Origin of the sequence: Secundilactobacillus collinoides DSM 20515 = JCM 1123, from assembly GCF_001435975.1 — a bacterium.
Lineage (GTDB): Bacteria > Bacillota > Bacilli > Lactobacillales > Lactobacillaceae > Secundilactobacillus > Secundilactobacillus collinoides.
This window is the reverse complement of record NZ_AYYR01000053.1, coordinates 34,038-54,852: the sequence shown is the minus strand read 5'-3', so window position 1 is coordinate 54,852 and position 20,815 is coordinate 34,038. Positions and strand designations below refer to the sequence as shown.

At 47.7% G+C, this 20,815-nt stretch carries 19 protein-coding genes; 18 read left to right on the top strand and 1 reads right to left on the bottom strand.

All coding sequences use genetic code 11. From position 1 onward, the window contains the following. Positions 1-114 precede the first annotated feature (114 nt). From FC82_RS09070 to uvrA, 18 genes are all read left to right on the top strand, one after another. Positions 115-1,278, top strand: a complete 1,164-nt coding sequence (locus FC82_RS09070) for a PDZ domain-containing protein (RefSeq protein ID WP_065101458.1) — start codon at positions 115-117, stop codon at positions 1,276-1,278. Between the two features lie 62 nt (positions 1,279-1,340). Further along, a complete protein-coding gene (locus FC82_RS09065; RefSeq protein ID WP_054761129.1) occupies positions 1,341-2,051 on the top strand; it encodes a response regulator transcription factor in 711 nt (236 codons plus the stop codon). Further along, entirely contained in the window at positions 2,044-3,429 is a 1,386-nt protein-coding gene (gene pnpS, locus FC82_RS09060; protein WP_056996810.1) for a two-component system histidine kinase PnpS, read from the top strand. The genes FC82_RS09065 and pnpS overlap by 8 nt, the downstream gene beginning before the upstream one ends. Before the next feature lie 377 nt (positions 3,430-3,806). Further along, on the top strand, positions 3,807-4,691 hold the full coding sequence (locus FC82_RS09055) for a phosphate ABC transporter substrate-binding protein PstS family protein (protein ID WP_056996809.1): 885 nt from the start codon (positions 3,807-3,809) through the stop codon (positions 4,689-4,691). Continuing rightward, positions 4,684-5,610, top strand: a complete 927-nt coding sequence (gene pstC, locus FC82_RS09050) for a phosphate ABC transporter permease subunit PstC (RefSeq protein WP_054761133.1) — start codon at positions 4,684-4,686, stop codon at positions 5,608-5,610. Before FC82_RS09055 ends, pstC begins: the two co-directional genes overlap by 8 nt. Beyond that, the gene (gene pstA, locus FC82_RS09045; protein ID WP_056996808.1) at positions 5,607-6,494 is read left to right on the top strand and encodes a phosphate ABC transporter permease PstA; all 888 of its coding nucleotides are present in this window, start codon (positions 5,607-5,609) and stop codon (positions 6,492-6,494) included. Before pstC ends, pstA begins: the two co-directional genes overlap by 4 nt. Positions 6,495-6,610: 116 nt before the next feature. Next, entirely contained in the window at positions 6,611-7,387 is a 777-nt protein-coding gene (gene pstB / locus FC82_RS09040; protein ID WP_054761196.1) for a phosphate ABC transporter ATP-binding protein PstB, read from the top strand. 12 nt (positions 7,388-7,399) lie between these two features. After that, positions 7,400-8,155 (top strand): phosphate ABC transporter ATP-binding protein PstB, encoded by a 756-nt coding sequence (gene pstB, locus FC82_RS09035; protein ID WP_054761136.1) that lies wholly within the window; start codon positions 7,400-7,402, stop codon positions 8,153-8,155. A 17-nt stretch (positions 8,156-8,172) separates the two neighbouring features. Beyond that, positions 8,173-8,844 (top strand): phosphate signaling complex protein PhoU, encoded by a 672-nt coding sequence (gene phoU / locus FC82_RS09030; protein WP_054761138.1) that lies wholly within the window; start codon positions 8,173-8,175, stop codon positions 8,842-8,844. Between the two features lie 273 nt (positions 8,845-9,117). Beyond that, a complete protein-coding gene (locus tag FC82_RS16505) occupies positions 9,118-9,429 on the top strand; it encodes a PspC domain-containing protein (RefSeq protein WP_082620279.1) in 312 nt (103 codons plus the stop codon). Positions 9,430-9,439: 10 nt separating this feature from the next. Continuing rightward, complete coding sequence (locus FC82_RS09020) at positions 9,440-9,796, top strand: phage holin family protein (protein WP_054761140.1); 357 nt, start codon at positions 9,440-9,442, stop codon at positions 9,794-9,796. Between the two features lie 70 nt (positions 9,797-9,866). Beyond that, entirely contained in the window at positions 9,867-10,808 is a 942-nt protein-coding gene (gene hprK / locus FC82_RS09015; RefSeq protein ID WP_056996807.1) for an HPr(Ser) kinase/phosphatase, read from the top strand. Positions 10,809-10,828: 20 nt separating this feature from the next. After that, the gene (lgt, locus tag FC82_RS09010) at positions 10,829-11,674 is read left to right on the top strand and encodes a prolipoprotein diacylglyceryl transferase (protein ID WP_056996806.1); all 846 of its coding nucleotides are present in this window, start codon (positions 10,829-10,831) and stop codon (positions 11,672-11,674) included. A 12-nt stretch (positions 11,675-11,686) separates the two neighbouring features. Then, a complete protein-coding gene (locus FC82_RS09005) occupies positions 11,687-12,700 on the top strand; it encodes an NAD(P)H-dependent glycerol-3-phosphate dehydrogenase (protein WP_056996805.1) in 1,014 nt (337 codons plus the stop codon). A gap of 101 nt (positions 12,701-12,801) precedes the next feature. After that, positions 12,802-13,743 carry a thioredoxin-disulfide reductase gene (gene trxB, locus FC82_RS09000; RefSeq protein WP_054761147.1) on the top strand — a complete coding sequence of 314 codons (942 nt, stop codon included), beginning with the start codon at positions 12,802-12,804 and terminating at the stop codon, positions 13,741-13,743. A 296-nt stretch (positions 13,744-14,039) separates the two neighbouring features. After that, positions 14,040-14,570: an N-acetyltransferase gene (locus FC82_RS08995; RefSeq protein WP_054761149.1), complete on the top strand. Its 531-nt coding sequence runs from the start codon at positions 14,040-14,042 to the stop codon at positions 14,568-14,570. Positions 14,571-14,679: 109 nt separating this feature from the next. Continuing rightward, on the top strand, positions 14,680-16,686 hold the full coding sequence (gene uvrB, locus FC82_RS08990) for an excinuclease ABC subunit UvrB (protein ID WP_056996804.1): 2,007 nt from the start codon (positions 14,680-14,682) through the stop codon (positions 16,684-16,686). A gap of 44 nt (positions 16,687-16,730) precedes the next feature. Beyond that, entirely contained in the window at positions 16,731-19,586 is a 2,856-nt protein-coding gene (uvrA, locus tag FC82_RS08985) for an excinuclease ABC subunit UvrA (RefSeq protein WP_056996803.1), read from the top strand. A gap of 209 nt (positions 19,587-19,795) precedes the next feature. On the opposite strand, the gene FC82_RS08980 is transcribed toward uvrA, so the two are convergent. Continuing rightward, positions 19,796-20,806, bottom strand: a complete 1,011-nt coding sequence (locus FC82_RS08980; protein ID WP_420806430.1) for a YeiH family protein — start codon at positions 20,804-20,806, stop codon at positions 19,796-19,798. Positions 20,807-20,815 lie beyond the last annotated feature (9 nt).

Here is a 20,815-nt window from a genome sequence, read left to right as displayed (position 1 = left end):
CGCCCCCCAAACGCTTCCTTCCACACTCTGCACTTGGTTCCCCCTCAATTTACTGGTATCATGATGTGGTATAGGCAATAACATAACTTAAATAAAATGTAGGTGTGGTCAGTGATGAGGATAATTTTACTAGTCTTGACCCTAGTTGCCCAGCCCGTTTGGTGGCTTGGGTTGATTCGGGAGTGGTTTACGGCGGATCGGCGGCTTACCGCTGAACGTCGGTTTTTTGGGAGCGCAGTTTATCAGGATAAGTTTGAAGTGCGGCACTTTGTTTTACTCAGTTTGAGTTACGGTGTTTTAGCGTCTGTTATTTCAGTCGTTTTAGGCATTACGATTCCGCTGAGCTGGGCTTTGGGTTACGTGGTCTTGAGCGCAATTGCAGTGTTAATAGGTCCGGCGGCGGGGGTGCCGGTCACGGTGATGACACTTGCGGTTTTGATTTATCAAGTCTTTGATCCGGTCAAACATTTTTCAGGAATTAGCGGCACGTTGCGAGATGCGGGTATTCGCACTGCAAGTACCCCGATGATTGGATTATTAGCAGTGATGGTCATGAGCCTGTTCATTGGCGGCCTGTGGTTGCGCCGAATCGGTGGTCGCTTTGAGGCACCGCGCATTTACGCGCAACGGCGTGGTAAACTGATTGCGGGTTACCGTTTTAATGAATTATTGGTCGTCCCGATGCTGGTTCTAGTACCCGGTAACTGGTTTACCAGCCACTTTGCGTTTTGGCCGGTCTTAACTATCAATCACCAGTCAGTGACTTTTCTGTTTTTACCGTTGCTGATAGGGTTACGGATGACTATTTTTAAACAGATGCAGCGCGTTGCCATTGGTCGGTTGGCCAAATGGGTGCTCATGTTAAGCGGTTTGGGCGTTTTAATGCTGATTCTAACTTACTTTTACCCAGCAGCCTTTTTACCGGCAATCGTCGGTCTTTATCTGTTTTATTTACTGCTCATCGTTTGGACACGGTGGCACGACCGGCACCAGTCCTTCTGGTTTTCTAAAGTGGATCGGGGTGTGCGGGTGCTTGGCATAAAACCTGAGACGCCAGCAGCTAAAATGGAAATTGACACAGGTGACATCATTATTGAATGCAACCACGAGTCAGTAAACTCTGAAACAGAATTTTACGAAGCACTGTTAAGTAATTCAACGTATTGTCATCTGCGACTGCAAACGCCAAATGGGGATTTGAAAGTTACCGAAACCGCTATTTTTGCTGGGTCGCCACATGAAATCGGTATCGTTGTTTTTCGAGATAAGACTTATTAGAATAGATATGTAGTGTCGATTCAAAAACTGATTTTTTAGGAATTTCGCCTAGGAGGGCCCTTATGCAGAAAATTTTAGTTGTTGATGATGAACCGGCAATTGTGACGTTGCTCAGTTATAATTTGACGCAAGCAAACTACGACGTTGAATCCGCGACGAACGGAAACGATGCTTTGGCACTGGCGACCAGTCAATCCTTTGATGCAATCCTGCTTGACTTAATGTTGCCAGGAATGGATGGCGTTGAAGTCACTCGCAAACTGCGTCAGGAACGGATTGCAACGCCAATTATCATGATTACGGCTAAGACAGATGAATTTGATAAAGTTTTTGGATTAGAAATTGGGGCCGATGATTACATTACGAAACCGTTCAGCCCCCGAGAGGTCGTTGCTAGGCTTAAGGCAGTACTGCGCCGTTATCAAAATGTGCCTGATGATCAAGCCGCCAATTTGTCCTCTGAAATGATTAAAATTGGTGACATTGTCATCGATCAATCCAAGGTGACCGTTCGCCGCCGCGGTGAACGGATCCAACTCACCCCTAAAGAGTATGAGCTCTTGCTGTACTTGGCAAAGCGGCCCCATCAAGTACTTAAACGTGATCAACTGCTTGAAGGGGTTTGGGGGTTTGATTACGCTGGGCAAACTAGAATGGTGGATGTGCATATGTCACACTTGCGGGACAAGCTGGAACCGGATCCGAAAAATCCCATCTATATCCAAACGGTGCGTGGTTTTGGTTATCGGTTAGAGGCACCTAACAATGATTAAGCGCATTTCAGCAGCCTATGCTATTTTTCTAGGCAGCGATTTGATTATCAGCTGGTTCATTATCGGTATGGTCCTTCGTGAACACTTAACGTGGCATGAGTGGGGCCAAATATTAGCAATCAACCTTGTGATTGCCCTTATCGAAATGGTTGGTGCAGTCCGGATATTGCACGTGCGAGAACTAAAAATTACCGCCATGACGCGCAAGGTTCAGGGGATGCTCCGAAACGAAGAACCGGCACATATTTTATTGAAAAAAACGGATGAGTACTACGCGCTGACGATGGCCATTAATCAGTTACAAACGCACCAGCAGAAGTTACTCCGGGCAAAAGCGCAACAGGGCGAAGAATTGAAGCTCCTATTATCTTACTTGCCGATTGGTGTCATGGTGATCGATAACTATCGAAAAGTTGAATTGGCGAACCCGGCAATGGCAGAACTGTTGCAAACGCCAATCAGCAGCCATCGTCACCCGTTTGTCCAAGACATTCAACAATTTGAATTGGTGGCGTTGATCAACAAAGTTTTTGAAGATAAGACTACGCGCCGGCAGGTCATTACATTACCGGGCATGCCCACTGAGAAACGGGTGGAGGCCACAGTCGTTTACACGTCGACTAGTGAAGATTTCTTTCAGATTCTCGTGTTGCTGTATGATATTACGGAAATTTCGACCGTCGAACAAATGCAAATGGATTTCTTAACAAATGCATCGCATGAATTGAAGACACCCGTGACAGCCATTAACGGGTTTGCTGAAACGTTATTGGCAGGTGCCAAAAATGATCCGGCAACACTGGACCAATTTTTGAATATTATTCAACAAGAAAGCCAGCAGCTTTCTGAATTGGTTCAGGATATTTTGTCATTATCGCGCATTGAATCTCAGTCAGTGACCCAGCACGACTTAACTTCAGTCAACCTGGCCGATTTAGTTGACGACCAGTTAGCGGTCCTGCAGCAACTTGCTGGCGTTAAACAAGTGACGTTGCACAATGAGGTTCCCGCTGACAGTCAAGTCACAACCGATCAGAAAAAAATGGTCGAAGTGCTAAAAAATTTGTTGTCCAACGCGATTAAATACAATCAGGATGCGGGCCAAGTTGTGGTGACTTTTGAGCAGTCGGCCACTAGTTGGCAGCTCCACGTTAAGGATTCTGGGATCGGCATTAGTCAAGAGGACCAGAGCCGCATCTTCCAACGTTTCTACCGTGCGGATGATTCAAGAACCAAGCAGGTCGTTAGCGGTACTGGACTTGGCTTAGCCATCGTAGCGGAGCTGGTCGCTGCGATGAATGGTCAGATCAGTGTGAAGAGTCAAAGAGGTGTTGGGAGCACCTTCACCATTGAGATGCCGAATAATGGGTCAAAATAGTGGCCGATGGTGACTGCGTACTGGGATCACCCAGATAAAAAAATTAAAGCAAATAACCGTTTTACATGCTGTCATTGAGCCCCGATTCAGGCGCCTCAATGGTGGCATTTTTTTGGCGACGAATTTGCAGTGTTTTGCTTGATGGTAAAGCACAGGTTACGAAAGAGTTTCTGAATTTGGTTTTATTTCTTTAGCAGATGAAGGATTCAAAAATGGAATTTATTGGCAAAAATACCGCTATAACAGTGCTTTCAGCAATAGTATGCTCACTACTTCTCAAAAATCTTTACACAACCTTTACATAGATATGTAGTAGACATTTACAAAGTGCCGATATACTTAATCTTGAATGAAAGAAAGAGCGGGAGGTCGCGGAGATGAAAAAACGGTGGCTAGCAGGGTTACTGGTTGTCATTTTGATCGTATTAGGCGTTGTTGGGTACCAGAATCGCCAGGTCACTAAAGCCGATATGTCCATTACTGCAGTGGGATCAACTGCTTTGCAACCACTGGTGGAAGCGGCCGGTGAAGACTATAGCGGTACCCAGCTTGGAAGTTTTATTAACGTTCAAGGTGGCGGTTCAGGTACTGGTTTGAGTCAGGTCCAAGAAGGCGCCGTTGAAATCGGTAACTCCGATGTATATGCAGAGGAACAAAAGGGGATCAATGCCGCTAAACTGGTGGACCACAAAGTCGCCGTAGTCGGTATCACGCCAATCGTCAATAAAGAAAATGGAATCAAAAATTTAACAACAAAACAACTGATTGCCATTTTTACCGGTAAAGTCACCAACTGGCGACAGGTCGGCGGCCACAATCAGAAAATCGTGATCATCAACCGTGCACAGGGAAGCGGTACGCGGGCCACGTTTGAAAAATGGGCGCTGAACGGGCATCAAAGTGAACCTGCGCAGGAGCAGGATTCGTCAGGTATGGTTCGGCAAATTGTCGGCACGACTCCAGGCGCAATCAGCTACGTTGGGTTCTCTTACGTCAATAAGACGGTGCAAGCGGTGAACATCAACAACGTTGCCCCAACCGACAAGAACGTTGAAACGAATAAATGGCCGGTTTGGTCTTATGAACACATGTATACTCAAAAAAATGCCAATCAACTGACTCGGCGATTTATTAAATACGTTCAATCCAGCAAAATACAACATACGCTGGTGCGCCAATTAGGCTACATCAGTATGGATCAAATGGACGTCACAAGAACTGTTCAGGGACATGTGCGGAAAGTAGAGGGAAGCCATGAATAAGCAGTTAGCAGAACAGTTACGAAAACGGTCAAAAGCCGCGTGGCTGGAACGCATCGGAAAAATTGTCAGTTTTTCGGCACTGGCTTTGATTACGCTGACCGTTTTTGCCATTATTATTTTCGTGGCATCTAAGGGGTTGGCAACGTTCTTTGATAACCACGTGAATTTTTGGAATTTCTTAACGGGCAAGAATTGGAACCCGACAATTACAGATAAAAGTGGTCAGCCAGAGGTCGGCGCCTTGCCAATGATCACCGGCTCGTTTGTGGTCACACTCCTGTCAGCGTTGTTGGCCACACCGTTTGCCATTGGAACAGCCATCTTTATGACGGAAATTTCACCTAGACGCGGGGCACGGATCCTTCAACCCGTCACTGAACTATTAGTTGGGATACCCTCCGTTGTTTATGGCTTTATTGGTCTTACGGTGGTCGTACCAGTTATTCGGACGATCTTTGGGGGCAGCGGTTTTGGGATATTGGCAGGAACCTTTGTCCTGTTTGTAATGATTTTGCCAACGGTCACGTCAATGAGTGTCGACGCTTTAAAAACGGTTCCCAGATATTATCGCGAGGCTGCCTTAGCCTTAGGCGCGACCCGCTGGCAGACGATTTACAAAGTCATTCTGCGGGCTGCAACACCCGGCCTTCTAACCGCCATTGTTTTTGGGATGGCGCGTGCGTTCGGCGAAGCGCTCGCCGTTCAAATGGTGATCGGTAATGCAGCTTTGATGCCAAGTAGCTTAGTGTCACCATCTTCGACCCTGACGTCAGTGCTAACAACGGGCATCGGCAACACGGTCATGGGGTCACTGGACAACAACGCACTTTGGTCGTTGGCACTGGTACTGCTGGTAATGTCACTGATTTTCAACCTCATTGTCCGCTTGATAGGCCGGAAGGGAGCGATGCATAAATGAATCCGAAAACCGCAAACAAAATTGCCACGGGTGTCCTTTATGGTACCGCTGGAACGATTGTTTTAATATTGGCCGCTTTATTGGGTTACATCATCGTGACCGGTCTGCCGCATATCAGCTGGCATTTTCTTACGTCGCCCTCCAAGGCTTTTACAGCTGGCGGCGGGATCGGCATTCAATTGTTTAACTCTTTTTACCTATTAGTATTAACGTTGTTGATTTCGTTTCCAATCGCGTTGGGGGCTGGCATTTATCTGAACGAATACGCGCCCAAAAACGCACTCACGAGTCTGATTCGAACAGCTATCGAAATTCTGAGTTCATTACCATCCGTTGTTGTCGGGTTGTTCGGATTTTTGATCTTCGTTGTTCAGTTTGGTTTCGGATTTTCGATTCTGTCCGGAGCGTTTTCACTGACTTTCTTCAACCTACCGTTGCTGACGAGAAGTATTGAAGAGGCACTTGCAGCAGTGCCGGAGACACAACGAGAAGGTGGGCTTGCGCTGGGCCTTTCACGCTGGGAAACGGTGATTTATATCATTTTACCAGCAGCTTTGCCAAGCATTTTGACTGGGGTTATTCTCAGCGCGGGCCGAATTTTTGGGGAAGCCGCTGCCTTGATTTACACAGCGGGTCAAAGCGCTCCTGCACTGGACTTTGCAAACTGGAACCCGTTTGACATCAGCAGCCCGCTCAATCCGATGCGGCCGGCAGAAACGTTAGCGGTCCATATTTGGAAAATTAATTCTGAGGGCATTATGCCGGATGCGAAAGCTGTCTCATCGGGGGCATCAGCAGTGCTTGTCATTGCTGTGCTTCTATTCAACCTATCTGCGCGTTACATTGGTCGACGGTTGTTTAAAAAATTAACTGCGGCTGATTAAAGCCGAGTATTGTTAGCAACGTATTTCACACTGCAGAAAGCGGGGAACCTAAATTGTTCATTAATCCAACAAGTCAACATCAGCATAACGATAATACGGCGTGGCTTGACCGCAATATTGTGGCACCGGCAGCAACCGCTGAAACACCCGTTGTGCTGGAAACTAAGGGGATGCACGTTTATTATGGCGGCAATGAAGCTTTGTACGAGGGCGACCTGCAGTTTTTGGAACATCAAATTACGGCACTTATCGGCCCCAGTGGTTCGGGAAAATCAACTTTTCTGCGTTCGCTGAACCGGATGAACGACAATGTGGCGAAGGTCACGGGTCAGATTCTCTATCGCGGCGTGGATGTCAACCAGCCCGACATTGATGTTTATGAAATGCGGCGACGCATCGGAATGGTGTTTCAACGACCTAATCCGTTTGCAAAATCAATCTACGAAAATATTGTTTTTGCGCTGCGACGTCGGGGCATGACTGATAAGAAGCAGCTTGACGAGATCGTGGAGACCAGTCTTAAACAGGCGGCCATTTGGGAAGAAGTCAAGGATAAACTCGATCAAAGCGCCCTTGCATTGTCCGGAGGCCAACAGCAGCGGTTGTGTATCGCGCGGGCACTGGCGGTAAAGCCGGATATTTTACTGCTGGACGAACCGGCTAGTGCATTGGATCCGGTATCAACCAGTCAGTTGGAAAATACGTTACTCAAGTTGAAGGCGTCCTATACCATCATCATAGTCACCCATAACATGCAGCAGGCGGCACGAATTAGCGATTACACCGCATTCTTCAACTTAGGCCGGGTGCTTGAATATGATGAGACGTCAAGAATTTTCACCTCGCCAAAGGTACAGTTGACGAATAACTACGTTGCCGGCGATTTCGGATAGGGGGCTACACAAGTGACAGCATTAATTTCAACTCAGGGTCTGCACGTCTATTATGGTAACAATGAAGCCTTGAAGGGTATTACTTTGGATTTTCCAGCAAAGGGGATTACAGCCCTGATCGGCCCTTCAGGCTCAAGCAAATCCACTTATTTGCGGACGCTGAACCGGATGAATGATTTGATTCCAAACGTGACGATTACGGGTAAAGTCACCTTTAAGGGTCAGGACATTTATGCGCCCCAAACCGACATGGTAAATTTACGCAAACAGATCGGCATGGTGTTCCAGCAACCCAACCCATTCCCGTTTTCAATTTATGACAACGTGGCGTTCGGTGTAAAAATTGCCGGTAAAACCAGCAAGGAAGAAATGGATCAGATTGTCGAAACGAGTTTGCAGGAAGCAGCGGTTTGGGACGAGGTCAAGGATCACCTGCATGAGAGTGCGCTGTCGTTATCTGGCGGCCAGCAACAGCGGGTCTGCATTGCCCGGGTGCTTGCCGTGTCACCGGAAATTATTTTGTTAGATGAGCCAACAAGCGCCCTTGACCCAATTTCCAGTAGTCAAATCGAAGCAACTTTGCTAAAATTAAGAACCAACTACACGATTATTACCGTGACCCACAACCTCCAGCAGGCATCTCGTATTGCTGACAGAACCGTTTTTTTCATGAACGGGGAAGTGGTGGAAGCTGACGACACAAAGCGAATCTTTATGAACCCAGCCAAGAAGGCAACCGAGGATTATATTAGCGGCCGATTCGGCTAGCGGAGGAGGCATACGATATGCGACGACTTTTTGATGATGAATTAGATGAGCTGGATAATGGCTTTACCGAAATGGGGGTCCTGGTTAGCCACACGGTTCAAAAAGCCGTGGCGGCCTTTATCAACCACGACCGGGAAGCGGCCCAGCAAATTATTGCTGAGGATCACCAGATTAACGACCGAGAGATTGACTTGGAATCAAAATCCTTTGAAATGATTGCGCTGTACCAGCCAGTGACGACTGATCTGCGGGAAGTAGTCACAATATTAAAGGCTGTGTCAGATCTGGAACGCGCTGGCGACCACGCCCGTAATATTGCCCACGCAACCATTGAAGTGAAGGGCCAGCACCGGTCCCCAGAAGTGGAGAGCCAACTGGCAACCATGGGCGAGCAGACCACGGAAATTGTGAAACAGGCCATTCAAGCCTATGTCAATAAGGATGAACAAGCTGCCCGTGATCTAGTGGCAATCAACAACCAGCTTGCAGCCATTAACGAGCGGCTATTGCGCGAGGTCTATAATCAGGCACAGGCCGATAGCAATGTGATTCTTGCAGCAATGAAGTATAGCGCTGTGGCAGCGGATTTGTTACGGATTGCCGACTACATGATCAACGTTGGCGAATGGATCGTCTACCTTAAGACGGGTCAGATTGTTGAATTGAAGTTGATGCAAAATAACGATTAAACCGGTGACAAGACTTTTGACAAGACCCTGAACCGATTATTTGGCGAGTCGAATTGCCATCCACAACAACGTGGACGCCTGAACATTGTTAACAACAATGAACCAAGTTTGCCTAGACTGATTAACAGTTTTGTCAGTAAACAGTCATGGCAGCAAATTATTACCAAAAATTAAATCATTCATCGGGGTTGGAAGCTTGATTTCAGCCCTTTTTTTCTCTATTCTGGTAACAGAAAGTTTCTGTATGACCCATTTTAGAAATGAGGTGGACAAATGAGTCAACGTCGACGTTTAACACGGTCGTCCAATAAAATTATCAGCGGGGTGCTTGGCGGGATCGCTGAGTACTTCGGTTTTAGTGCAACCATTTTACGGGTGGTTTTTGTCATTCTAACGATTTACCCTGGACATATTTTGTTTGGGTTACTGGTGTACCTGCTGTTGATGACCCTGATTCCCCGCGACACGGATCATCATGGTTCGAACCAGCCCCATAACCCGTTCAGCGGTTTTGGCGGCGGTTCTGGTAAACAACCGCGCAAGACACTTCACGATGTATCTGAAGAAGATTCTGATGAAAGATGAGTGGTGGTAGATGAAATTTTGGGTACGTATACTCGTGAACGCTGTTTTATTTGTCGCCTTAGCCGGCTTCTTTCACAGTAGTTTTTACGTTGCCAGTATCTGGGTGGCGTTGCTGGCAAGCGTCGTTTTGGCGATACTGAACGCAGCGGTCAAACCATTTTTGATCCTGTTGTCACTGCCAATCAATATTGTGACCCTTGGGCTGTTCAGTATTGTGATTAATGGCTTTCTCTTACAGCTGACCGCTTTTTTTGTCGGCAGTAATTTTCACTTTTCCTCGTTTGGCATGTCAATGCTGATCGCGGTCATCATGTCGCTCTGTAACGCCATTATCTCCAGTTACTTTGGCGGCCGGTCAAGTGATTAATGTAAGAGCTATCATAAAAGGGGTTATAAGTGATAAACTAGACTCAATAGTGTGACAAGGAGGGATTCAAATGGCAGATAGCGTGACGGTTGCTGATCTGGTCGACAACATTCGGCTGGACGTGCTGTACGGCGAGAATTTGCTGGCCGACCGCAAGATAACTACCAGCGACATTTCACGGCCCGGCCTGGAACTAACGGGGTATTTTAACTATTATCCAGCCAAACGGGTCCAGTTACTCGGGATTACGGAAACGTCCTTTGCGAAGGGCATGACAAGTGAAACATTATTACAGGTCATGCGTCAGATGTGTCAACCAGAGACACCGGCGTTTGTGATTTCGACGCAGCTTGAACCGCCGGAAGAGTTGCTGCAAGCAGCCCAGGAAGCTAAGATTCCGGTGCTGGGGACGAAAATGACGACTTCTCGTGTTCTGAGCAACATGACCAACTACCTTGAAGGCCAATTGGCCGAACGCCAGTCCCTGCATGGGGTTCTGGTGGATATTTACGGGGTCGGCGTTTTAATTACCGGCGACTCAGGTGTCGGCAAAAGTGAAACTGCGTTGGAACTCGTTAAACGGGGCCACCGGTTGATTGCCGATGACCGGGTCGAAGTTTACCAGCAAGATGAACAGACGTTAGTGGGTCAAGCACCCGCAATTTTAGCGCACCTGTTGGAAATTCGCGGCATCGGAATTATTGATGTGATGAATCTATTTGGTGCCGGCGCGGTCCGCAGTGAGACCGATATTGACCTCATTGTGCACCTGGAGTCCTGGTCTCCCGAAAAGCGGTTCGATCGGTTGGGCAACGGTGATGAGACTCAGAAGATTTTTGACGTCATCGTGCCAAAAATTTCCGTTCCCGTTAAAACTGGGCGGAACCTTGCCATCATCATTGAAGCTGCATCCATGAACTTTAGAGCCCGTTCCATGGGTTACGATGCGACGAAGGTGTTTGATGATAATCTGAACCGGTTAATCAAACAAAATTCAAAAAATAACAAGTGAGGGGTGGAACCTTGAGGGGAATGTTAGCTGCACTTAATCCAATCGCCTTTCATTTAGGCCCCATTCAGGTGCATTGGTACGGCATTTTCATCGCGAGTGCGGTTGTGATCGCAGTCACCCTGGCTGTGCGTGAAGGAAGACGTCGGGGCATCGATCCCGACGATATTTATGACATGATCCTGTGGGCACTGCCCGCTTCGATCATCGCGGCGCGGCTTTACTACGTCGGCTTTGAGTGGTCCTATTACTCACAGCATTTGAACGAAATAATTGCGGTCTGGGACGGCGGAATAGCCGTTTACGGGTCGTTGATCGGGGCAGGTCTGGTGGTCTACTTCTTCTGTCGATCGCGGTTTATCCCGGTTTGGCTGATGTTGGATGTGGCTGCACCGACCGTCATTATGGCGCAAGGAATCGGCCGCTGGGGCAACTTTATGAATCAGGAAGCCTTTGGTCAAGTGACCAGTTTGAGTTTCTTGCAAGGGTTGCATTTACCTCATTGGTTGATCTCCCAAATGTTCATCAGCGGCGCATACCGCCAGCCCACATATTTATATGAATCAGTATGGGACATTTTAGGATTCATCTTCCTGATGTCTCTGCGGCATCAAAAAGGGTGGTTCAAGCAGGGTGAAGTCTTCTTGGGCTACGTGATGTGGTACTCGTTTGGCCGGTTCTTCACTGAAGGCATGCGGACAGATAGTCTCATGCTGTTTGGCAACATTCGAGTGTCGCAGTTGTTATCAGTCATTTTGTTTATTGGTGCCATCGTTATTATCATTTACCGGCGACGGTTGGGCAATCAAGTGCCCATGTATCTTGACGGTAATCCATTTCGCAAAAAAGCCCAAGTGGCAAAAAAATAAGGAGTAATCACTATGTCTGAAAAAATTGCAGTTTTAGGTGCGGGGTCTTGGGGCAGTATTTTAGCAAACTTACTCGATGAAAACGGCAACCAGGTTTCTCTGTGGTCGTACAACCCAAAGCAGGTTGAAGAACTCAACACCAAGCACACCAACACCCACTACATTAAAGACTTTACCTATTCCGAAACTTTGATTGCTTACGCGGATCTTAAAGAAGCATTGACTGATGCAACCACGATCCTGTTTGTCGTCCCAACTAAGGCGGTTCGTTCTGTTGCAGGCCAAGTGAAGGCCGTTTTAGCAGAAACACATGCTAAGCCAGCATTGATTCATGCCAGCAAGGGAATCGAACAGGACACCTACAAACGGGTTTCCGAAATTTTAGCAGAAGAAATCCCGGCCGAAAACCGCAGTTCGATCACGGTGCTTTCTGGACCGAGTCATGCGGAGGACGTTGCAAAACGGGATATCACGTTGATTACAGCTGCCAGCACCGACTTAGACGCTGCTAAACACGTACAGAACCTATTCATGAATCACTATTTCCGGGTCTACACGAACAGTGATGTGATTGGCGTGGAAATTGCGGCGGCGTTGAAGAACATCATTGCGTTAGGTACCGGTGCTTTACACGGGCTGGGCTACGGCGACAACGCTAAGGCTGCGTTGATGACGCGGGGATTAGCTGAAGTATCCCGGTTAGGCGGTTCTTTTGGTGCCAACCCGCAAACCTTTATGGGCCTCGCCGGTGTCGGTGACATTATCGTTACTGGGACCAGCTCTAACTCACGAAACTGGCGCGCTGGCGATCAACTTGGTAAGGGCAAGTCCCTAGACGAAGTTATCAAAAACATGGGCATGGTCATTGAAGGGGTTGCCACGACAAAGGCGGCGTATGAATTAGCTAAACAACGCGGCGTTGATATGCCGATCACCGAGGCCATCTACCAAGTCCTGTATGAAGGTAAGGAGATTCGTCAAGCCATCTCCGACCTGATGCAACGTGAAGGGCGTTCTGAATTTTAGTGATAGAAACAAACTACTAGACATTTTTACTGATTTATAGTAAGTTAGTCAAAGATTTTATTTGCCAGCTCGTATCGTTGGCTAAGAGAGAAGGAAAACGTATGGCAAAACAGTATGATGTGATCGTTGTTGGGGCTGGCCCTGGCGGCATGACGAGTGCTCTCTATGCATCCCGGGCTAACTTGTCAGTGCTTTTACTCGACCGTGGGATCTATGGCGGCCAAATGAACAACACGGCCGCTATCGAAAACTACCCTGGGTTTTCATCAGTTCTTGGCCCAGATTTAGCTAAGGATATGTACGATGGTGCCACGCAATTTGGTGCTGAATATGCTTACGGCAACGTTCAGGGTATTGAAGACAAGGGCGCCGTTAAGGTCGTCACGACCGACACTGAGACCTATGAGGCTAAGGCAGTTGTGCTCGCTATGGGGTCTGAATACCGGAAACTCGGTGTACCCGGCGAAGAAGAATACGGTGGCCGGGGTGTGTCCTACTGTGCAGTCTGCGATGGTGCGTTCTTTAAGAACCGCGAAGTCATCGTGGTCGGCGGTGGTGATTCCGCCATTGAAGAGGGCCTTTATTTGACCCAGCTGGCTTCAAAAGTGACCGTTATTCATCGGCGCGACCAATTACGGGCTCAAAAGATCATTCAAGATCGGGCCTTTGCTAATGACAAAATGAACTTTGTTTGGAACAGCAACGTCACCGAAGTGTTAGGTGATGATCAAAAAGTCACCGGTGTTAAGGTGGTCAACAACCAAACAAATGAAGAAACAGTTATCGATGCCAGTGGCGTCTTCATCTATGTTGGTATTCTGCCTAAGACGGAAGAAATTGCCAGCTTAGGTGTTACTGACGCAGATGGCTGGATCGCAACCAACGACAAGATGGAAACTAAGGTTCCCGGAATCTTCGCCATCGGCGATGTCCGCGCCAAGGATCTTCGTCAAATTACTACCGCTGTTGGCGATGGCGGTGTTGCGGGACAACAAGTGTTCAAGTACATTGAATCACTCAGCGACACAGGTGTTAAAGCATAAAAAAGATAAGTCCACACCGGGTGAGGTGTGGACTTTTTTTGTCCTGATACAGGTCATTTTCTTCAGTGACTTTGGGCCGTGTCGTTATTGAGGGCGCTCCGCTATCTAACAACAGACCCTTTATTTGGTTTTTTGCGCATTCGGGAGCTGGTTTCGTTGACTGACACCCACATTACACTAGCGTTATTCGGTCGTTCAGTAGTGACAGTTAATCAGTGCAGAACATTGATTGTTTGCTCACCACCTGTTCGGGCACTATAATATGAAGATAAAGAAAAGTGAAACGAGGTATTCTAATGGCATCTCAGTTAGCAACATCATTAAATCAGCAGGTGGCTTATCAAGTTCGCGTTTTGACCCACGAAGACGATGACCAAATATACGCACTTCAAAAGGCAAATCAAGCGTTCTTTAGTTTGTTCATGGATCATCATTTGACTCAAAAAGAGGCCGTTGCTGATTTGGACAACGTGGCGACCCAAGCAAAGCAGGAACAAAAACACTACCTTGGTTTTTTTGACGGTGATACACTGATTGCGAGCTTGGATTTGACCATTGATTATCCAGGACCCAAAATCGTGTGGGTCGGGCAGTATTTGACGGATGAAGCAGTGTTGACAGACGCGCAGAAGACAGACTTGCTCAATCAGGTTTTGGAAACTTTGCGGCAACTTGCTGCGCAAACCGTTCAGTTAATTTTGCCAAAACGTGATAAATCTGGTCAAAAATTTTATGAAGGATTAAAATTTGAGACCGTTTCAGAAACTAAAGCGCCGTTGGCTGGGAGCAGTGTTGACGTGGTCGTTTACCAGCGGCAATTATCGTAAATGTCCTTGGTGGCGAAACTATGTTCGGTGTGTTAGAATAGACAAGCATTGCGTAGGGAGGCAGTTGCTTTCCTACTTTTTGAGTGTTTAAAAAAGGGGGATTTAGGATATGATCGAACGTCAAGAAGATCGAAAGTTTGACCTGGTGTCAAAATACCAGCCGACTGGTGATCAGCCGCAAGCCATTGAAAAATTGACCAAGGGTGTTGAGGCTGGCAAGAAAGCCCAGATTTTGCTGGGGGCTACTGGGACCGGGAAGACCTTTACAATCTCAAACGTGATTAAAAATGTCAATAAACCGACCCTGATTCTGTCACACAACAAAACGCTGGTTGGCCAACTGTATGGTGAATTTAAGGAATTCTTCCCGAATAACGCGGTGGAGTATTTCGTGAGTTACTACGATTACTACCAACCAGAAGCGTACGTGCCGTCAAGTGACACCTACATTGAAAAAGATTCATCGGTGAACGATGAAATTGATAAATTGCGGCACTCGGCTACGAGTTCTTTGTTGGAACGAAACGATGTGATCGTAGTGGCATCCGTCTCTTCCATCTTTGGTTTGGGGGATCCTAGCGAATATAAAAACCACACCGTTTCGTTACGCGTGGGTCAAGAAATGGAACGTAATGATCTTATGCGCAAACTAGTGGATATTCAATTTGAGCGCAACGACATCGACTTTCAACGGGGCCGGTTCCGGGTACACGGCGACGTTGTGGAGATCTTCCCGGCGTCTCGTGATGAACGCGCCTTACGCGTTGAGTTCTTTGGTGATGAAATTGACCGGATCCGTGAAGTAGACGCGTTGACTGGTGAAATTATCGGTGACCGTGACCACGTGGCCATTTTTCCGGCGACCCACTTTATGACCAATGATGATATTATGTCACACGCCATTGATGGTATTGCGGATGAACTGAAGTCGCGTCTTGCCGAACTGGAGGGTGAAGGTAAATTACTGGAAGCTCAGCGGCTCAAGCAGCGGACGACTTACGACATTGAAATGCTGCGGGAGATGGGGTACACCAACGGTATCGAAAACTATTCACGGTTTATGGATGGTCGAAAACCCGGTGAACCGCCCTATACGCTTCTAGATTTCTTTCCAAAGGACTTCTTGCTGATCGTGGACGAATCGCACGTGACGATGCCGCAAGTGCGCGGTATGTATAAGGGTGACCGGTCACGGAAACAACAGCTGGTTGACTACGGTTTCCGGCTTCCCAGCGCGTTGGATAACCGGCCGTTACAACTAAATGAATTCGAGAAGCACGTTAACCAAGTGATTTACATGTCAGCAACACCCGGGGACTATGAAATGGCCCAGACGAAGGATGTCATCGAACAAATTATTCGGCCAACTGGACTGCTGGATCCCACCGTTGAGGTTCGGCCTATCATGGGACAAATGGACGATTTGGTTGGTGAAATTAATAAGCGTATCGATGCCGACGAGCGGACGTTTGTCACGACGTTGACGAAGAAGATGGCGGAAGATCTGACCGACTACCTTAAGGACCTCGGTATCAAAGTCGCGTACCTGCATAGTGATATCAAGACGCTGGAACGAACGCAGATTTTGCGAGATCTCCGGTTAGGCAAGTACGATGTGCTGGTCGGCATTAACCTGTTACGTGAGGGTATCGACGTTCCGGAAGTCTCGTTAGTTGCCATCTTGGATGCCGATAAGGAAGGCTTCTTGCGTAACGAACGGTCCTTGATTCAAACTATGGGACGGGCGGCCCGTAACGTGCACGGGTCGGTTATTATGTATGCCGATTCGGTAACGGATTCCATGCAAAAGGCAATGGATGAAACGGCCCGTCGTCGTGAAATTCAAGATAAATATAATAAGGAACACGGCATCACACCAACGACCATCAAGAAGGAAATTCGTGACCTGATCAGTGTGACGAAAACCGATGAGCACAGCGGTGAAAAGGACGACTTTGTCGAAAGCGACTTTGAGGCCATGAGTAAAAAAGATCAAACGGCCATGGTTGCCCGATTGGAAGACGAAATGCGGGCAGCAGCCAAGAAGCTGGATTTCGAACACGCTGCCACACTGCGTGATACCGTACTTGAACTGAAAGCAGAAATGGACGCTTAGCGGCAGACCCGCGGCAATTGCTGATACCGAAGGAGGATTCGTTCTTGGCAAACGATTATATTGATATCCATGGTGCCCGAGCGCACAACTTAAAAAATATTGATGTTAAGATTCCAAAAAACAAACTGGTCGTTGTGACCGGTCTATCAGGGTCAGGGAAGAGCTCCCTAGCCTTTGATACCCTTTACGCGGAAGGCCAACGCCGTTACGTGCAGAGTCTTTCTGCCTATGCACGGCAATTTTTGGGTCAAATGGATAAACCGGATGTGGACTCGATCGAAGGGCTCTCACCAGCGATTTCCATTGATCAAAAAACGACCTCCAAGAACCCGCGGTCAACTGTGGGAACCGTTACTGAAATCAACGATTACTTGCGGCTGCTGTGGGCACGGGTCGGCACGCCAATCTGTCCCAATGACGGGACGGAGATCACCAGTCAGAGTGTTGAACAGATGGTTGATAAAGTTTTATCACTACCGGAACGCACGAAGCTGCAGATCTTGTCGCCAATTGTGCGTGAGAAAAAGGGTCAGCACAAGAAAGTCTTCGATAAAATTAAGCGCGAAGGTTTTGTTCGGGTTCGCATCGATGGTGAAGTTCATGATGTTGACGAAGAAATAGATTTAAACAAGAATCAGATGCACTCTATCGATATCGTTGTGGACCGGATCGTTGTTAAAGATGGCATTCGGTCACGTCTGTTTGATTCTTTTGAAGCGGCCTTGCGGTTGAGCGGCGGATATGCCGTTGCTGATTTGATTGACGGCGAACCAATCCTGTTTTCAGAACACTATGCTTGCCCAGTTTGCGGTTTTACCGTTGGCGAATTGGAACCGCGCTTATTCTCATTCAACGCACCGTTTGGCGCCTGTCCTGACTGTGATGGTTTGGGTATGAAGCTTGAAATAGATCCTGATTTGATTGTGCCAGACGACACGAAGACACTGAGTGAAGGTGCAATTGCGCCCTGGAACCCAACCAGCTCGAAATACTATCCGGACATGCTGGCTCAAGCTTGCGCCCAGGCCGATATCGACATGGACACACCTTGGAAAGACCTATCAAAGGATGATCAACACTTTGTGCTGTACGGCTCATCAAAAGTGATGCACTTTGAACTGAACAGTGATTTTGGCGGTGTTCGGGAAACGGATACGGCATTTGAAGGCGTTATTAACAATGTTGACCGGCGTTACCACAATGGTTCTGACTTTACACAGGGTCAGATGCAGCAATACTTCCGTGAATTGACCTGCCAAACGTGCCACGGCTACCGGTTGAACCGCAAGGCGTTGGCAGTTAAAATCGGCGGCAAACACATTGGCGAAGTGTCGAACTTTGCGATTGGTGATGAACTGCCATTCTTTGACCAGCTGAAATTCAGTGACCAGGATCAAACGATTGCGAAACCGATTCTGAAGGAGATTCGTGACCGGTTGACCTTCCTTGAGAATGTTGGTCTGGATTATTTGACCTTGAGTCGGGCCGCCAGGACACTTTCTGGTGGTGAAGCACAACGGATCAGGTTGGCCACGCAAATCGGGTCAAATCTGTCTGGTGTGCTCTACATTTTAGACGAACCATCCATCGGGTTGCATCAGCGCGATAACGATCGGTTGATTGCTTCATTGAAAAAAATGCGTGATCTCGGGAACACGCTGATTGTGGTTGAACACGATGAAGATACAATGAAAGCTGCCGACTATTTGATTGATATTGGACCCGGTGCCGGTGAACATGGTGGTGAAGTGATGGCGGCAGGAACGCCTAAGCAGGTGATCCGAACCAAGAAATCACTTACCGGCCAATACCTGTCTGGCAAAAAGTTTATTCCGGTTCCGACGACGCGAAGCAAGGGTAACGGCAAGAAGATCACGATTAAAGGTGCTGCCGAAAACAACCTCAAGAACATTGACGTTGATTTTCCTCTGGGCGAATTTGTGGTGGTTACCGGCGTTTCTGGTTCTGGCAAGTCAACGCTTGTTAACACGATTTTGAAGCGGGTTCTAGCCCAAAAAATTAATCATAATTCTGAAAAGCCCGGAAAATACAAGTCAGTTTCCGGTATTAAAAACATTGAAAAGGTCATCAATATTGATCAAAGTCCAATTGGCCGGACACCACGTAGCAACCCTGCAACCTATACCGGCGTGTTTAATGACATTCGCGGCTTATTTGCGCAAACGAGCGAGGCTAAACTGCGTGGTTATCAACAGGGCCGTTTCAGTTTCAACATCAAGGGTGGTCGTTGTGAGGCCTGCCATGGTGACGGGATTCTAAAAATTGAGATGAACTTCCTGCCTGATGTTTATGTGCCTTGTGAGGTTTGTCATGGTAAACGCTACAATTCTGAGACCCTTGAAGTGGAATATAAGGGGAAGAATATTGCTGAAGTCCTTGATATGACTGTTGATCAAGCATTGGACTTTTTCAGTGCCATTCCAAAGATCACCCGCAAGCTGCAGACCATTCATGATGTTGGTTTGGGTTATGTCTCATTGGGACAATCAGCCACAACCTTGTCTGGTGGGGAAGCTCAACGGATGAAGTTGGCTTCTGAATTACAGAAGAAGGCTAACGGCCAGAACTTCTATATTTTGGATGAACCAACGACTGGGTTGCATGTCGATGATATTAAGCGACTGCTGGATGTTTTGCATCGGCTAGTGGACAACGGTAACACGGTCTTAATTATTGAACACAACCTGGACGTTATCAAAACGGCTGATCATCTGATCGACCTTGGACCTGAAGGCGGTGATGGCGGCGGCCAAGTGGTCGCGACTGGAACGCCTGAGGAGATAGCCGCGGCAAAGGGCAGTTATACCGGGAAATACCTTGGCCCCATTTTGGAACGGGATAAGGCGCGGGCTGCTGGAAAAACTGTTTCCCATGTGTAGTGCCTGATACTTTAAGGACACTAGTCGCTTGCGAGTCTTGTATGATGGTCGCATGATATAGACAAGTAACGATATGATATTTAAATGAGTTGCACCACGATTTCTACAAAATTGGGTCCCGTTGACAAAGCCAACTTGGCATTTTGTCAATGGGACCTCTTTTTGCGAATGAAAATCATTTAGTAATGCTGACAAATCATGGCAGCCGACTACAACAGTATCGTAATTAGAATCAACGCACTGGCGACCTGAACAATCAGCACCCCACCGCCAAAGTACGCAAGTTTACGACCGGCCTTGATAAAGGCGGCAAAGTTTAACCGCAGACCGATGGCAGCTAATGCGGTTACCTCGCACCAGCCGCTAAGCAGGTGGGCGCCGTCTGATATGATTGGGTTAAACGTTAGCCACGAGTTAAGTGCACACAGGGCAACGAAACCGACAACGTACCATGGTAACGCCCGCTTGGCACTATCAGCGATACTGATTTTTTGATGATCCTGAGGCTGGTTGCGACGGTGAATTTGGCTGAAAATCAGGACGACAGCAATCAGCATGATGATCCGTAGAATTTTAAACAGTGTCGCAAAGGTCGTGGTCTCTTGATTGACCATGGTGGCACTAGCAATGACTTGGCCAACGGACTGAACGGTGCCGCCGATGAGGGCACCGCGAAGGAAGTTATCGTGGTGGAACGCCAGCAGGCTGATCAGTGGCAGGGTGAGCATGAGAACCGTTCCCATTAAATTAACCAGGGTGATGGCCAGTCGTTTGTCATCGTCCTTGGCTTCAATGGTCGGCGCAATGGCGGCAATCGCTGAGGAGCCGCAAACGGCGTTACCACCAGCCATCATGAGGGTCATGCCCTCCGAAAAGTGCAGTCGTTTGCCTAGTAATAGGGCAAACACAATGGTAATGGTCATCTGAAGTAGGATAAAAACGATCCCGCTGCCTTTTAATTGTTGAATCGTTTGAAATGTAATGGTGGCACCCAGCAGCATCACGGAATATTCCAATAACCGTTTCTCTGACCAAGCTGTTCCGCTATACCACAGAGGTTGACGGATAATCGTATTTCCAAGCAAGACGCCAATCAGCAGGGCAACAGTGGGGGCACCGATGCCTTTGATGAAGTCGGCGTTGATCCACTGACTAATGATGGCAATTAAAAAACTTAAGCTGAATCCCGGCAATACGGCACGAACAGGTTTCATAATCATCTCTCCCTT